Raw genomic sequence first — 15,021 nt, forward strand, 5'->3', positions numbered from 1 at the left:
CCCTTGCGCCATGCAGCGGATAGCCGTTAGCCGAGAATTTCTTTTATGAGCACATTGCAACTGAGTCTGGCCATCATCGGCGGCCTGGTGCTGGCCCTCATCGTGGCCTACAACACCTGGACCTCGCGCCGCAACGCGCCCAAGCGCGCCTTGCCGCCAGAGCCGGAACGCGAGCGCGCGGCCGAGCCCGCGCTGCGCCAGGAGCCAGGTTTCGAGGCGGGCGCGGCCGCCGACCTGCCCCCCGGGGACTTTCACGGCCTGGACCGCGGGCCCGAGCCTTCCGAGCACACGGTGGATGCCAGCGAGGCCCTGCAGATGCCCGTGCCGCCGTTCTCGCTGGAGCGCCGCCCCGGGCTGGACCCGCTCATCGACGTGATCGCACCGCTGCAGCCGGAGGTGTCCGTGTCCGGCGATGCCGCGCTGGCGGCGCTGCCTCCCACGCGCCGGGCCGGCAGCAAGCCGTTTGCGATCGAAGGCCTGAACGAAGCCACCCAGCAGTGGGAGACGCCGGCGCCCGGCCAGCGCTACCAGAGCTTCCAGGCGGGCGTGCAGCTTGCCAACCGCATGGGCGCGCTCAACGAGATCGAGTTCTCGGAATTCGTCGTCAAGGCCCAGGCGTTTGCGGACGCCATCAATGCCGCCCCCGATTTTCCCGACATGCTGCAGGAAGTGGCCCGCGCCCGCGAGCTGGACCAGTTCGCCAGCGACCACGACGCGCAACTGGCCTTCATGCTGCGCGCGCGCCAGGCCGCCTGGAGCCCCGGCTACGTGCAGCAGAACGCCGCGCGCGTGGGCTTCGTGCCGGGCGCCATGCCCGGGCGCCTGGTGCTGCCGGCCGGCGCGCAAGGCCTGCCGCCATTGCTCACGCTCGGCTACGACACGCAGGCGGCACTGGCCGAAGACCCGGACCAGTCCGCCATCCGCGACATCACCCTGAGCCTGGACGTGGCGCAGGTCCACCGAACCGAACAACCCTTTGCGCGCCTGCGCGAGGCCGCCGCCGCGCTGTGCGAGGCCATGGACGGCGTGCTCTGTGACCAGAACGGCCAGCCGCTGCCTGCCATGGCCATGGACCCGATCGCCTCGGACCTGGAGCTGCTGTACGACCAGCTCGACGGGCGCGACCTGTCGGCGGGGTCGGTGCTGGCGCGCCGGCTGTTCAGCTAGGCCGCCGCATGAGCGCAACGCTGGTCCGGCTGGCGCACGAGGCCGATCACGGCGCCGTCAGGGCGCTGTACCGCGAACTGCGGCCCCAGGACCCTGTGCTGGGCGACGATGCATCGCTGGACAGCTTTCGCGCCGTGTTGCGGTCCCCCAGCGCGCGGCTGGTGGTGGCGCTGCGGCATGGCGAGGTCGGTGCGACCTGCATGCTGGCGCTCGTGCCCAATTTCGCCAGCGCCGGGATGCCCATCGGCGTCGTCGAGCATGTCATCACGGGCGGGCGCTTCCGGCGCCAGGGGCTGGCCCGGGCAGCGCTGGAGTTCGCCCTGGACGCGGCCTGGGCCCTGAACTGCTGCAAGGTTTTCCTGCTGTCGGGCGCGCAGCGCGCGCAGGCCCACCGGCTCTATGAATCCGTGGGCTTCGCGGGCGGCAGGGAACTGGGGTTTGTCAAAAGGAATCCCAGCTTGGGCCACCATGACTGAACAATCAGAACTTTTTTCGGCCGCAGCGCAGACCAGCCAAGCGCAGGCAGCTATCAAAATCAAAGCGCTGCGCGAGCAACTCCACCGCTGGGCGCACCAGTACTACGTGCTGGACGAGCCCACCGTGCCCGATGCCGAGTACGACCGCGTGTTCCGGGAACTGCAGGCCCTGGAGACGGCGCACCCCGACCTCATCACGTCCGACTCGCCCACGCAGCGCGTGATCGGGGCGGTGATGGAAGGCCTCACACCCGTGCGCCACGCGGTGCCCATGCTCAGCATCCACACCGAAACCGACACCGAGGCCACCGGCGCGCAGGCGTTCGATGCGCGCGTGCGGCGCGAGCTGGGCCTGGCGGAATCGGACCCCGCCATCGAATACGTGGCCGAGCCCAAGTTCGATGGCCTGGCCATGAGCCTGCGCTATGAAAACGGCCGCCTCGCGCAGGCCGCCACGCGGGGCGACGGCGAGGTGGGCGAGGACGTGACGCACAACATCCGGACCATTCGCCAGATACCCCTGACCTTGCCCGAGGGCGTGCCCCCGCTGCTCGAAGTGCGCGGCGAGGTCTACATGCGCCGCGCTGATTTCGATGCGCTCAACGAGCGGCAGCGGGAGCAGGGCGGCAAGACCTTCGTGAACCCGCGCAACGCCGCAGCCGGCGCGGTGCGCCAGCTGGACTCGAACATCACCGCCCAGCGCCCTTTGAGCTTTTTTGCGTATGGCCTGGGCGCCGTCACGCCGCCCGGCGAGGGAGGGCCGGTGTTCCGCACGCACTACGAGATGCTGCAGACCCTGAAGTCATGGGGTTTTCCGGTGGCGGCGCAGGTGCAGATTGCGGCGGGTGCTGCGGAATTGGTAGCATTTCACCAGCAGGTGGGCGGCAGCCGCGATGCGCTGCCCTACGACATCGATGGCGTGGTCTACAAGGTCAACTCGCTGCAGCTGCAGCGCGACCTGGGCTTCAAGACGCGCGAGCCGCGCTGGGCCGTGGCGCACAAGTACCCGGCGCAGGAGATGGCCACCAAGATCGAAGGCATCGACGTGCAGGTGGGCCGCACCGGCAAGATCACGCCCGTCGCGCGCCTCGCGCCCGTGTTCGTGGGAGGCGTCACCGTCACCAACGCCACGCTGCACAACCTGTTCGAGATCCGCAAGAAGGGCGTTCGGGTGGGCGACACCGTCATCGTGCGCCGCGCGGGCGATGTGATTCCCGAAGTCGTGGGCGTGATGCCGGGCAATCGGACCGGCTATGTGCCCAACTTCAAGATGCCCAAGGCCTGCCCCGTCTGCGGCAGCGCCGTGGTGCGCGAAAAGGGCGAGGCCAACCACCGCTGCACGGGCGGCCTGTTCTGCGCCGCGCAGCGCAAGGAGGCCATCCTGCACTTCGCCGCGCGCCGCGCCATGGACATCGAGGGGCTGGGCGACAAGCTGGTGGACCAGCTGGTGGACACCAATGTGATCCGCACGCTGCCTGACCTGTACCGCCTGGGCCTCACCTCCCTCATCGCGCTGGAGCGCATGGCCGAGAAGTCGGCCCAGAACGTGCTGGCCGCGCTCGAAAAATCCAAGCAGACCACCTTGCCGCGTTTTCTGTTCGGCCTGGGCCTGCGCCACGTGGGCGAGGCCACGGCCAAGGACCTGGCGCGGCACTTTGGCACGCTGGACGCCATCATGGACGCCAGCGTGGAGCAGTTGCTGGAGGTGAACGATGTGGGCCCGGTGGTGGCGCAGAGCCTGCACACGTTCTTCCAGCAGCCGCACAACCGCGAGGTGGTCGAGCAGCTGCGCGCCTGCGGCGTGACCTGGCCCGAGGGCCCGGTGGCCGAACGCGCCCCGCAGATCCTTGCCGGCAAGACCGTGGTGCTGACCGGCACCCTGCCGACCTTGAGCCGCGACGCGGCCAAGGACATGCTGGAAGCCGCTGGCGCCAAGGTGGCCGGTTCGGTCAGCAAGAAGACCAGCTATGTGGTGGCGGGCGATGAAGCCGGCAGCAAGCTGGCCAAGGCCCAGGAGCTGGGCGTGCCGGTGCTGGACGAAGCGGGCATGCTGGCGCTGCTGTCGGGTCCGGGCGCCTGAGGCGCTCTCCCCCTTACTCCGAGTTCTTGATGCGCACATTGCTGCTTTCCTTCCAGGCCCGCGCCGCGGCCCTGTTCCGCTGGCTGGCCGGCCTGTTTGCCTGGATGCCCCGCCCGCTGCGCCGCGCGCTGCTGTGGGGCGCCCTCGCGCTGCCTGCCGCGGTGCTGGCATACACCCTGGTCCTGATCCCGTTCACGCCCTCCATCAGCGACATCCGCAAGGCCAAGAGCGAGCTGCCCGCGCAGCTCATGTCGGTGGACGGCAAGCTGCTGGCCGAGTACCGCTGGGCCAATCGCGAATGGGTGGAGCTCGACAAGATTTCTCCGCATGTGGTGAACGCGCTCATCGCCACCGAGGACCACCGCTTCTACGACCACTTCGGCCTGGACTGGAGGCGCACGGTATCGTCGGTGGTGCACACGCTGCGCGGCGCCCCGCAGGGCGGCTCCACCATCACGCAGCAGTTGGCGCGCAACCTGTTTCCGGAGGAGATCGGCCGCTCGCGCGTGTTCCCCCAGGCCCTCACGCGCAAGCTCAAGGAGGCCATCACGGCGCTCAAGATCGAGTTGTCGTATTCCAAGGACGAGATCCTGGAAACCTACCTCAATACCGTGCCCTTCCTGTACAACGCGTTCGGCATCGAGATGGCCGCGCGCACGTACTTCGACAAGTCGGCCGACAAGCTCAATGTGCTGGAAAGCGCCACGCTGATCGGCATGCTCAAGGGCACGGCCTACTACAACCCCGTGCTCAACCCCGAGCGTGCGCAGGCCCGGCGCAACACCGTGCTGTCGCAGATGGTCAAGCGCGGCAAGCTGGAGCAGGCACAGTTCGACACGCTGCAAAAGCGCCCGCTGCGCGTCAACTTCGAACGCCAGACCGAGGTCATGGGGCCCGCGCCGCACTTTGCGATCCAGCTGCGCAAGCAGCTCATCGACTGGGCCGACAGCAAGGGCTACAGCCTGTATTCGGATGGCCTGGTGATCCGCACCACCATCGACTCGCGCCTGCAGGCCTATGCCAATCAGGCCGTGGCGCGCCAGGGCCGCCAGCTGCAGGGCGTGGCCGATGCCGCCTGGAGCAAGCGCGATGGCTGGGGGCCCCAGAACGAACTGGTGCAGACCCTGGTGCGCGAAAGCAGCGAATACCGCGCCGCGCTGGACAAGGGGGAAGAGCCCGCCGAGGCGCTCAAGGCGCTCCTGGCCGACGACGCCTTCCTGCAGAAGCTGCGCTCCGAGAAAACGCGCGTGCAGGCGGGGTTTCTCGCGCAGGATCCCGTCACGGGCCATGTGCTGGCCTGGGTGGGCAGCCGCGACTTCGCGCAGGACCCGTTCGACCACGTGCAGGCGGCCCGGCGCCAGCCCGGCTCCACGTTCAAGCCCTTCGTGTACGGCGCGGCCTTTGCCAAGGGGGCATCGCCCGGCGACACGCTGATGGATGCCGCGGTGGAGATACCGCTGGGCGGTGGCCGCGTGTGGCGCCCCACCGACGGGCGCCCGCCCAGCGACGAGCCCATGACGCTGGCGGATGGACTGGCGCTCTCCAAGAACACCATCACCGCGCAGGTGATGCAGCAGGTCGGCCCCGCCCGCGTGGCCGAAGTGGCGCGGGCGCTGGGGGTGCGGCAGTCGCCACTCGAGGAAGTGCCATCGCTGGCGCTGGGCACGAGCCCGGTCACGCTCAAGGAAATGATCTCGGCCTACAGCAGCATCGTGAACCTGGGGCGCTATGTGGAGCCGGTGCTCATCACCAGCATCGAGGACCGCCACGGCAAGGTGCTCGAGACCTTCGCGAAGCCGGTGCCCGAGGCGGTCTTCGAAGGCCGCGCGGCCCAGACGCTGCGCAACACCATGCGCGGCGCGGTGGACAGGGGCACCGCCACCGCGATCCGCTCACGCTATGGCATCCAGGCCGATGTGGCGGGCAAGACCGGCACGACGCAGGACAACACGGATGGCTGGTTCATCCTCATGCATGCCCGCGTGGTGGCGGGGGCCTGGGCGGGCTTCAATGATGGCCGCATCACGCTGCGCAGCGACTACTGGGGGCAGGGCGCCCGCAGCGCGCTGCCCATGGTGGGCGAGTTCATGCAGCAGGCGATCCGGGCCAAGGTGATCGACGGCCAGGAGCGGTTCTTCGATGAGTTCGACACCACCCCACCGCCCCCGCCGGCGGATAGCTCGCTCGGCGTCATGCGCGACTGGATACGCGGGCTGTTTGGCAGCGATACGGCACCGCCAGCACCGGTGCCCTCCGCGCCAGCAGCGTGGCCCCTGGGCCCTGCAGCGCCCCGGCCGCCTGGAGGCCAGGGCCTGCCTCCCGTCACGACCGATCCGGGCTATCCCCCGGCACCCGCCGAAGAGCGCGTGGGCGGCTGAGCACGGCTGCGGGCGGCTCGCGGTCCCGGCCGGGCCGGTTCGGTCACTTTTTGCTGGCGCCAGCCCATGACCGCCGCTAGGATGCGCGGCGATGAAATTGTTACGTGTGCCGTCCCCGGGGGCATTTTCCGCAAATGCGCTTTGCCTGGGGCCGGGCGCTCCCGCCGGGTGCTTTTACGGGCCACCGGAGACCGCCGTGACCCATTTCATTCATCCCTTCACCGCGGTGTGCCTGCAACCGGTCCTGTCGCCCTTGGCAGGGAGCGAAGCTCGCCGCGTCCCGCCCATCGTGCATCCACGACCCACAGAAAATGACTCCAAGACGCTTTCGTTTCTCGCTGCCGAGCTATGCCCTTGCTTGCGGTTTTGCACTGACCCCCTGCCTCGGCGGGGCCGCAGATATCCGGTTGACGCCTCCACCTGGCGGCGCCCTCGTGGTGACCGATTCGGCAACCCAGACCGTGCGTTTTCGCGTGGACGATGCGGGCAGGATCCGGATGCCCGGACTGGCTGGCGCGCCCGCACAAGGCAGCCTGCTCTGTTTTGAAAGCGCAAGCGGCGCGGTGGGAGGCTGCACGGCGGGCGTCGCCACGGGGCCGATGGGGCCCGCAGGGCCTGCCGGAGCGGCAGGTGCCCCGGGAACCCCGGGAGCGGTGGGCCCTGCAGGCGCGGCCGGTCCTGAGGGTGCCACCGGCCCCGTGGGCCCAGCGGGCGCCACGGGGCTGCAAGGGCCTGCAGGTGCGCAGGGGCCCGCGGGGCCCCAAGGGCCCGCAGGCTCCGTCGCGGCGTATGGTGATGGCTCCGCGGGGGCCTATACCGTGTCGATCGCCTCGACCATCGACCTGTCCACGACAGCAGGGTTCAACAGCCTTGGCGGACGGCACCACATGCAGTTTTCCACGATCGACATCGCGGGAGCGCTGACGCTTCCCAGCGGGACCGTGCTGCGCGCGACCGGCGACGTGACCATTTCCGGCTCCATCACCGTCCTTGAAGGGTCGCAAGGGGCCAGCAATGTCACGCCACACCCCGGTATTGCGCTGTCGTCACCCGGGACACCCCAAGGCGGTATCGGACTGCCAGCACTCTCTGCCGCGCGGCTCTTGAAACCGCCAGCCGCCGCGGGTGGGGCGGGTAGCCGGCCGAACGCGCAGGACACGGGTGGAGGCGGGGGCGGATCACTTGTGATCCTTGCCGGGGGCAATGTGACCGTCACCGCATCGGGCGTGATCAAGGCCAATGGCGGCAACGGGCAGAACGCCATGCCCCCGGGCGCGGACGCCGCCGGGGCCGGTGGCGGGGCAGGAGGCGTGATCGTCATCGCGGCCGGCGGCGACATCACGGTGGCGGGCGCACTGTTGGCCAACGGCGGGCATGGCGGAAATGGCTTCAACGGCAACCTTGGCAACGCGGTGGGCGCGGGCGCGGGAGGTGGTGGTGGGGGCGGCATCATCCACCTGGTGGCGTCCTCCACGCCCGTGGTCACGGGATCGCTGCTGGTCAATGGCGGCGCGATGGGTCTGGACGATTTCTCGGGGGGATCGTCCCTTGCTGGAGGGGGCGGCGGGGCCAGCGGCGGAAACGGCGGCAACGCGGGCGTGGTGAATGCGTCGGTGGTTCAGCCGGCGCAGGCGGGCTTCAGCGGCCGCTCCATCCTCACCACCGTTCCTGCACCCTGGAACCTGTTTCTCCACTGAGGCAGGGTCGGCACGTCCGGCGGACCGGGGGCACGTACCCCCCGGGCTGGGCCGTCCAGGGGCCGGGCGCTATTCGATATCGATGCAGTGCAGCCCGAAGCTGCCCGCCTTGCGGTCGGCAAAAAACGCTTCCAGCGTTTCCTTGACGGTACGGAAGGCGATCTCGTCCCAGGGCACCTCGTCTTCGGTGAAGAGCCGCGCCTCTATGGTTTCATACCCGGGGTTGAACTGGTCGCTGAGCAGGTGGGCCCTGTAGAACAGGTGCACCTGCCCCACACGGCGCACATTGAGCAGGCTGAACAGCGGGCCCATCTCGATCTGTGCGCCGGCTTCCTCGTCCGTCTCGCGCGCAGCGCCCTGGGCCGTGGTTTCGTCCAGTTCCATGAAGCCCGCCGGCAGCGTCCACTTGCCCCAGCGCGGTTCGATGTTGCGTTTGCACAGCAGCACGCGTCCATCGGGCAGGGTCGGCACGGTGCCCACCACGTTGAGCGGGTTCTCGTAGTGCACCGTGCTGCAGGTGGGGCACACCGCGCGCTGCTTGGTGTCGCCGTCGTCCGGCAGGCGGTAGACCACGGCGGTGCCACAGGCGCGGCAGTGTTTGATGGGGCTGCGGAAGGTCATCGGGGGTTTTGATTCAAATAGGCTGCTGGCGCTTGTTCCATCAGCGCTGGCAGCTATGAAAGGATAGCTTTTGGCTGCGCGCCCGGGCCTGTGCGCCAGGTGGCCCAGGCCGCAGGGCGTCACACCACGCTCAGCCGCAGCGTGCCCAGGCCGTCCACGCCGCCCTCGAGCACGTCGCCGCGCACCACGGCGCCCACGCCTTCGGGCGTGCCGGTGTAGATCAGATCGCCGGGCTGCAGCTCCCATGCGGCCGACAGGTGCTCGATGGTCTCGGCGATGTTCCAGATGAGCTGGGCCACGGTGCTGCGCTGGCGGTCCGCGCCGTTGACCTGCAGCCAGATGCCGGCCTTCTCCACGTCACCGGCCTGCGCGGCGGGCGTGATGGGGCCGATGGGCGCGCTCGCGTCGAAGCCCTTGCCGATGCACCAGGGGCGGCCCTGTTTCTTCATGTCGTTCTGCAGGTCGCGGCGCGTCATGTCCAGGCCCACGGCGTAGCCGTAGATGTGGGTGAGCGCATCGGCGGCCTGGATGTTCTTCCCGCCCTTGCCAATGGCCACGACCAGTTCGATCTCATGGTGCAGGTTGGCCGTGAGGCTGGGGTAGGGCAACTGGCCCGTCTCGCCCGCATTCACCACCACGATGGCATCGGCCGGCTTCATGAAGAAAAACGGCGGCTCGCGACCGGTGAAGCCCATTTCCTTGGCGTGTTCTTCGTAGTTGCGGCCCACGCAGTAGATGCGGTGCACGGGGAACCGGTCGGCGCTGCCGGCCACGGGCACGCTGGCCACCGGTGCGGGAGAAAACACGTAGCTCATGTCTGCCTTTCTTCTTGTCTCTGGGTGCGATGGAACGGGTGCGGGCCTGGCGTGCGGGCGGGTTGCCCTGCGGGCCGGGCCGAAGTGTGGCAGTGTGCCATGGGTGCGGGCGTCTTGCTGTGGGACGCTACACTCGCGCCCATGGCAAAGAGCTTCGATTTCCACAACACGCCAGGCCACCTGGTGCGCCGTGCCCACCAGCGTACCGTGGCGCTTTTCATGGAGGAGACAGCGGGGTTTGACGTGACGCCCGTGCAGTTCGCCATCCTGCATGAACTGCTGGCCCGGCCCGGGGAAGACCAGGTCACCTTGGCATCCCGCGTGGCGTTCGACGCGGCCACCTCGGGGTCGGTGATCGGGCGCCTGGAAAAGCGCGGCTGGATCCGCCGCGAACCCGACACCCGCGACCGCCGCCGCAAGCTGCTGTGGATCACGCCGGAAGGCGAAGTGGCGGCCCTGCAGATGCGCGATGCCGCCCAGCGCGTGCAGGAGCGTCTGATGGCGCCCCTCAACGCGCAGGAGCGCGGCGACCTGATGGTGCTGCTCACCAAGGTCGTCTACAACCACCAGGACCCGGCCGGCGCCTCGGGCGCATGACGCCGGCCCCGCCGGGCCGTGGCAGGGCTTGCGGGACGCACCGTACAACCGCCGCTCTCCACGGCACGCACGCCCACCTATCCATCGAAGCAATCCCCATCCCCATCCCCATGCAGCTGTACAACTACTTCCGCTCCTCGGCCTCGTTTCGCGTGCGCATCGCGCTGCAGATCAAGGGCCTGGCCTACGACTACATTCCCGTGCACCTCGTGAAGGGCGAGCACCAGCAGCCTGCCTACGCGGCCCTCGCCGCCGATGCCCTGGTGCCCACGTTGGTGACCGATGGCGGGGAGGCATTGTCGCAATCGATGGCCATCATCGAATACCTGGACGAGACCCATCCCACACCCGCCCTGATGCCCGCCACGGCCCTGGACCGGGCGCGCGTGCGGGCGCTGGCGCAGATGGTGGCGTGCGAGATCCACCCGATCAACAACCTGCGCGTGCTCAAGTACCTGGTGCGGGAGCTGAAGGTGGATGAAGCCGCCAAGAACGCGTGGTACCACCACTGGCTGCGCAGCGGGCTCGAGGCCTTCGAGCGGCAGCTGGTGCTGCTCTCGCAGGAGCGCGCGGCCCAGGGGCTGGCGCCCTCGGTGCTGTGCTGGGGCGGCACCCCCACGCTGGCCGACTGCTGCCTGGTGCCGCAGATCTTCAACGCCCAGCGTTTTAAGGTCGACCTGGGCGGCCTGCCGCTCACCATGGGCGCGTTCGACGCCTGCATGGCGCTGCCCGCATTCCAGAAGGCCCAGCCTTCCGCCTGTCCGGACAACGAAGCTTGACCCTTCGCACGCACTCCCCGCAGGCCACCGACTGGCTGGTGCCGGACTGGCCCTTGCCGCCGGGCGTGCATGCGCTGTGCACCACCCGCGCGGGTGGCGTGAGCCTGCCGCCGTATGACAGCCTGAACCTGGGCACGCATGTGGGGGACGACCCCGCCGCTGTCCGCGCCAACCGCCTTCGGCTTCAGTCCGCCCTCGAAGGAGTGACAGCGGGCACGCGGCCCGTGTTTCTGAGCCAGGTGCATGGCGATGGCGTGGTGCAGCTCGACGGCGGCACGCCCAACGGCATCGAGGCCGACGCCTGCGTGGCGGCGGTTCCCGCGGTCGCCTGCACCATCATGGTGGCCGACTGCCTGCCGGTGCTGTTCGCCCACCGCTCAGGCCGGGCCGTGGCGGCGGCCCATGCGGGATGGCGCGGGCTCGCGGGGGTGGACGGGCAGGGGGTGCTGGAATCGGTTTTCAAGCGTTTTGTCGCGCTGGCCCAGGCGGATCAAGCGCGCGATGCTATAAAAATTGAAGCAATCCTGCCCTTGCAAGGGGTGGCGCAGGACACGCTGGCCTGGCTGGGGCCCTGCATCGGCCCGCAGGCGTTCGAGGTGGGTCCCGAGGTGCGGGCGGCTTTTTGCGACACTGCCCCGGCCTTGCAGGATTGCTTCGCGCCCAGCGGCCACGCCAGCGGCAAGTACCTGTGCGATCTGGCGGGCCTCGCGCGGCGGCGGTTGCAGGCGCTCGGAATCACCCATGTCCACGGCAATGACGGAACACCGCCATGGTGCACCGTCACGAACGCATCAAGGTTCTTTTCCCACCGGCGCGACAGCGCCGCCCTGGGCGGCAGCGGGCGCTTCGCTGCCTGCATCTGGCGCGGCTGAGGAACCGGGGCCGCCAGCCTCGCGGGCCCCCGCGGCCTGCTCGGCATCGTGGGCGGCCTGCTCCGCGGCTTCACGCGCCTTGATCGCGCGCTTGCGCGAAGGCGTGCCCAGGATGTACACCAGAATGCCCATGGGCAGCAGCCCATACAGCGCGAACGTGATCACGGCGCCCAGCAGCGTCCCGGTGGGGCTGGTGGCTTCGGCCACCGCCATCATGAGGGTGACGTAGGTCCAGGCGATGACGATGAGGTACATTGGTTTATGTTCGCTGCGAGCGTTGAATCCGTTGCCATGCTGAAGTGGGTCGGCAACAATGAACCCGAGACACAAAAAACAAGAAGCCCTGCCGCTGCGAGCGACCAATCACTGAGGAAAGAGCATGAATTCTGAATCACCATGGGCCGAGAGCGCCCAGCAGTTCCAGCAGATTTTCGGGCAAAGCTGGTCACAGGCACTGCAGTCGTTCCAGAAGCTGGACCTTGGTACGCAGGTACCCGCCACCCCCCCTCTGAAGTTTTCACCCAGCAAGCTGCAGGCGCTGCAGCAGCAGTACCTGAAGGAAGCGCAGGAACTGTGGGCCCAGGGCCTGCAGGGCGCGCCCGAGGTCAAGGACCGCCGCTTCGCCGGCGAGGGCTGGGCCAGCAACCCCGTCGCGGCCTTCTCGGCCGCCGCCTACCTGCTCAATGCGCGCACCCTGATGGGCCTGGCCGAGGCGGTGGAGTCCGACGAAAAGACCAAGGCCCGCATCCGTTTCGGCGTGGAGCAATGGATGGCCGCCATGGCGCCGAGCAACTTCCTGGCCTTCAACGCCGAGGCGCAGAAGAAGGCCATCGAAACCAAGGGCGAGAGCATTGCCAAGGGCATGCAGAACCTGCTGCACGACATCACACAGGGCCATGTGTCGATGACCGACGAAAGCCTGTTCGAGGTGGGCCGCAACGTGGCCACCACCGAGGGCGCCGTGGTGTATGAGAACGAGCTGTTCCAGCTGCTCGAATACAAACCACTCACCGCCAAGGTCTATGAGCGCCCCTTCCTGCTGGTGCCGCCGTGCATCAACAAGTTCTACATCCTCGACCTGCAGCCCGAGAATTCGCTGATCCGCTACGCCGTCGAACAAGGCCATCGCACCTTTGTCGTGAGCTGGCGCAACCCCGGCGATGCCCTGGCCCACAAGACCTGGGACGACTATGTGGAAGATGGCGCGATGGCGGCCATCGACGTGGTGCGGAACATCACCGGCGCCGAACAGATCAACGCGCTGGGCTTCTGCGTGGGCGGCACCATCCTGAGCAATGCGCTCGCCGTGCTGGCGGCGCGGGGCGACGAGCCCGTGGCCAGCGCCACGTTCCTCACCACCCTGATCGACTTCACGGACACCGGCATTCTGGATGTGTTCATCGACGAGGCGTTCGTGAAGTTCCGCGAGATGCAGATGGGGCAGGGCGGGCTGATGAAGGGGCAGGACCTGGCATCGACCTTCAGCTTCCTGCGTCCCAACGACCTGGTGTGGAACTACGTGGTGGGCAACTACCTCAAGGGCGAGACGCCGCCGCCGTTCGATCTCCTGTACTGGAACAGCGACAGCACCAACCTGCCCGGGCCGTTCTACGCGTGGTACCTGCGCAATTTCTACCTGGAGAACAACCTGGTCAAGCCCGGCAGGCTCACCGTGTGCGGCGAGAAGATGGACCTTGGAAACCTCACGCTGCCGGTGTACATCTACGGCTCGCGCGAAGACCACATCGTGCCCATCAACGCCGCCTATGCATCCACCCAGGTGCTGCCCGGCAAGAAGCGCTTCGTGATGGGGGCCTCGGGCCACATCGCCGGCGTCATCAACCCGCCCGCCAAGGGCAAGCGCAGCCACTGGATCCGCGCGGACGGCAAGCTGCCCGCCACGCTGGACTCTTGGCTGGAGGGCGCGACCGAACACCCCGGCAGCTGGTGGACCGATTGGTCCGGATGGCTCAAGGGCCATGCCGGCAAGCAGATCGCGGCCCCCAAGGCCTACGGCAAGGGCACGAAATTCAGGGCCACCGAGCCGGCACCGGGCAGCTACGTCAAGCAGAAGGCGTGACATGCGCAAGCCCCCGGGTCGCCTCTGGCGTGCATTGCCGATCAGGGACGGCGGCGCCGCCCCCCATTGCGGCCCCTGTCTGGCGCCCCGCGCCGGGGCAGCGCCGGCACCGGCGGATACGCAAAAGCACTGATCCGCGGCGCTGCGAGAATTACCAAGCAACAACCCCCAACCACAAGGACATTCCATGGAAGACATCGTCATCGTTTCGGCCGCCCGCACCGCCGTGGGCAAGTTTGGTGGCGCACTGGCCAAGACGCCCGCGACCGAGTTGGGCGCCATCGTGATACGCGAAGCCATCGCGCGCGCGGGCCTCTCGTCCGACCAGATTGGTGAAGTCATCATGGGCCAGGTGCTGACCGCGGGCGTGGGCCAGAACCCGGCGCGCCAGGCCTCCATGAAGGCCGGTGTGGCCAAGGAGACCCCCGCGCTCACCATCAACGCCGTGTGCGGCTCGGGCCTCAAGGCCGTGATGCTGGCGGCGCAGGCCGTGGCATGGGGCGACAGCGAGATCGTCGTGGCCGGCGGGCAGGAGAGCATGAGCCTGTCGCCCCACGTGCTCAACGGTTCGCGCGACGGCCAGCGCATGGGCGACTGGAAGATGGTCGACTCGATGATCGTCGATGGCCTGTGGGACGTCTACAACCAGTACCACATGGGCATCACGGCCGAGAACGTGGCCAAGCAGTACGGCATCACCCGCGACATGCAGGACGCCCTGGCGCTGGCGAGCCAGCAAAAGGCCGCTGCCGCGCAGGATGCCGGCAGGTTCGCTGACGAAATCGTGGGCGTGAGCCTGCCGCAGAAGAAAGGCGACCCCATCGTCTTCAATGCCGACGAATACCTCAACCGCAAGACCAATGCCGAAGCGCTGGCCGGCCTGCGCCCCGCGTTCGACAAGGCAGGGAGCGTGACGGCGGGGAATGCCTCGGGTCTCAATGACGGCGCGGCCGCCGTGGTCGTGATGAGCGCCAAGAAGGCCGCCGCACTGGGTCTCAAGCCCCTGGCACGCATCGCGGCCTTCGGCACCAGCGGCCTGGACCCCGCCACCATGGGCATGGGCCCTGTGCCTGCATCGCGCAAGGCGCTGCAGCGCGCGGGCTGGAGTGCCGCGGATGTGGACCTGTTCGAACTCAACGAAGCCTTTGCCGCCCAGGCCTGTGCCGTGAACAAGGAGCTGGCCATCGATCCGGCCAAGGTCAATGTGAACGGCGGCGCCATCGCCATCGGCCACCCCATCGGCGCGTCCGGCTGCCGCATCCTCGTGACGCTGCTGCATGAAATGCAGCGCCGCGACGCCAAGAAGGGGCTCGCCGCGCTGTGCATTGGCGGAGGCATGGGCGTATCGCTCGCGGTGGAGCGCTGAGGCGCCAGGGGGGGCGCGGCAGTCCATGCCGCGCAACCTCCACCGATCCCGGGCCGAGGCCGCGTTCGCGCGGCTTTTTTTATTTCCGAACGC

At 68.5% G+C, this 15,021-nt stretch carries 13 protein-coding genes; 10 read left to right on the forward strand and 3 right to left on the reverse strand.

Annotated features, from left to right (window positions below; translation table 11 throughout):
• Window positions 1-45 precede the first annotated feature (45 nt).
• The 5 genes from KW843_RS09830 to KW843_RS09850 all read left to right on the forward strand — a co-directional run bounded on the left by KW843_RS09830 (window position 46) and on the right by KW843_RS09850 (window position 7,798).
• Entirely contained in the window at window positions 46-1,167 is a 1,122-nt protein-coding gene (locus KW843_RS09830; protein WP_218294946.1) for a cell division protein FtsZ, read from the forward strand.
• Between the two features lie 8 nt (window positions 1,168-1,175).
• Complete coding sequence (locus KW843_RS09835; protein WP_218294947.1) at window positions 1,176-1,643, forward strand: GNAT family N-acetyltransferase; 468 nt, start codon at window positions 1,176-1,178, stop codon at window positions 1,641-1,643.
• Window positions 1,636-3,723, forward strand: coding sequence for an NAD-dependent DNA ligase LigA (ligA, locus tag KW843_RS09840; protein WP_218294948.1), 2,088 nt, complete (start codon window positions 1,636-1,638; stop codon window positions 3,721-3,723). Before KW843_RS09835 ends, ligA begins: the two co-directional genes overlap by 8 nt.
• Before the next feature lie 29 nt (window positions 3,724-3,752).
• A complete protein-coding gene (locus tag KW843_RS09845) occupies window positions 3,753-6,101 on the forward strand; it encodes a penicillin-binding protein 1A (RefSeq protein ID WP_218294949.1) in 2,349 nt (782 codons plus the stop codon).
• Between the two features lie 887 nt (window positions 6,102-6,988).
• A complete protein-coding gene (locus KW843_RS09850) occupies window positions 6,989-7,798 on the forward strand; it encodes a hypothetical protein (protein WP_218294950.1) in 810 nt (269 codons plus the stop codon).
• Window positions 7,799-7,867: 69 nt separating this feature from the next.
• On the opposite strand, the gene KW843_RS09855 is transcribed toward KW843_RS09850, so the two are convergent.
• Both KW843_RS09855 and KW843_RS09860 read right to left on the reverse strand, forming a co-directional pair.
• A complete protein-coding gene (locus tag KW843_RS09855; RefSeq protein WP_218294951.1) occupies window positions 7,868-8,419 on the reverse strand; it encodes an NUDIX hydrolase in 552 nt (183 codons plus the stop codon).
• Between the two features lie 119 nt (window positions 8,420-8,538).
• Window positions 8,539-9,234, reverse strand: a complete 696-nt coding sequence (locus KW843_RS09860; RefSeq protein ID WP_218294952.1) for a fumarylacetoacetate hydrolase family protein — start codon at window positions 9,232-9,234, stop codon at window positions 8,539-8,541.
• Between the two features lie 141 nt (window positions 9,235-9,375).
• Here KW843_RS09860 and KW843_RS09865 point away from each other — a divergent pair, with 141 nt between their 5' ends.
• From KW843_RS09865 to KW843_RS09875, 3 genes are all read left to right on the forward strand, one after another.
• Window positions 9,376-9,831: a MarR family winged helix-turn-helix transcriptional regulator gene (locus KW843_RS09865; RefSeq protein ID WP_218294953.1), complete on the forward strand. Its 456-nt coding sequence runs from the start codon at window positions 9,376-9,378 to the stop codon at window positions 9,829-9,831.
• Between the two features lie 110 nt (window positions 9,832-9,941).
• Window positions 9,942-10,610 (forward strand): maleylacetoacetate isomerase, encoded by a 669-nt coding sequence (gene maiA / locus KW843_RS09870; RefSeq protein ID WP_218294954.1) that lies wholly within the window; start codon window positions 9,942-9,944, stop codon window positions 10,608-10,610.
• Window positions 10,607-11,482, forward strand: a complete 876-nt coding sequence (locus tag KW843_RS09875) for a polyphenol oxidase family protein (protein WP_218294955.1) — start codon at window positions 10,607-10,609, stop codon at window positions 11,480-11,482. The genes maiA and KW843_RS09875 overlap by 4 nt, the downstream gene beginning before the upstream one ends.
• Here KW843_RS09875 and KW843_RS09880 read toward each other — a convergent pair.
• Window positions 11,402-11,737, reverse strand: a complete 336-nt coding sequence (locus tag KW843_RS09880; protein ID WP_218294956.1) for a hypothetical protein — start codon at window positions 11,735-11,737, stop codon at window positions 11,402-11,404. The genes KW843_RS09875 and KW843_RS09880 overlap by 81 nt on opposite strands.
• A 124-nt stretch (window positions 11,738-11,861) precedes the next feature.
• Here KW843_RS09880 and KW843_RS09885 point away from each other — a divergent pair, with 124 nt between their 5' ends.
• Together KW843_RS09885 and KW843_RS09890 are read left to right on the forward strand one after the other, a co-directional pair.
• Window positions 11,862-13,562, forward strand: a complete 1,701-nt coding sequence (locus KW843_RS09885; protein WP_218294957.1) for an alpha/beta hydrolase — start codon at window positions 11,862-11,864, stop codon at window positions 13,560-13,562.
• A 187-nt stretch (window positions 13,563-13,749) separates the two neighbouring features.
• Complete coding sequence (locus KW843_RS09890; RefSeq protein ID WP_218294958.1) at window positions 13,750-14,928, forward strand: acetyl-CoA C-acetyltransferase; 1,179 nt, start codon at window positions 13,750-13,752, stop codon at window positions 14,926-14,928.
• Window positions 14,929-15,021 lie beyond the last annotated feature (93 nt).

Source organism: Acidovorax sp. sif1233, assembly GCF_019218755.1.
Lineage (GTDB): Bacteria > Pseudomonadota > Gammaproteobacteria > Burkholderiales > Burkholderiaceae_C > Acidovorax.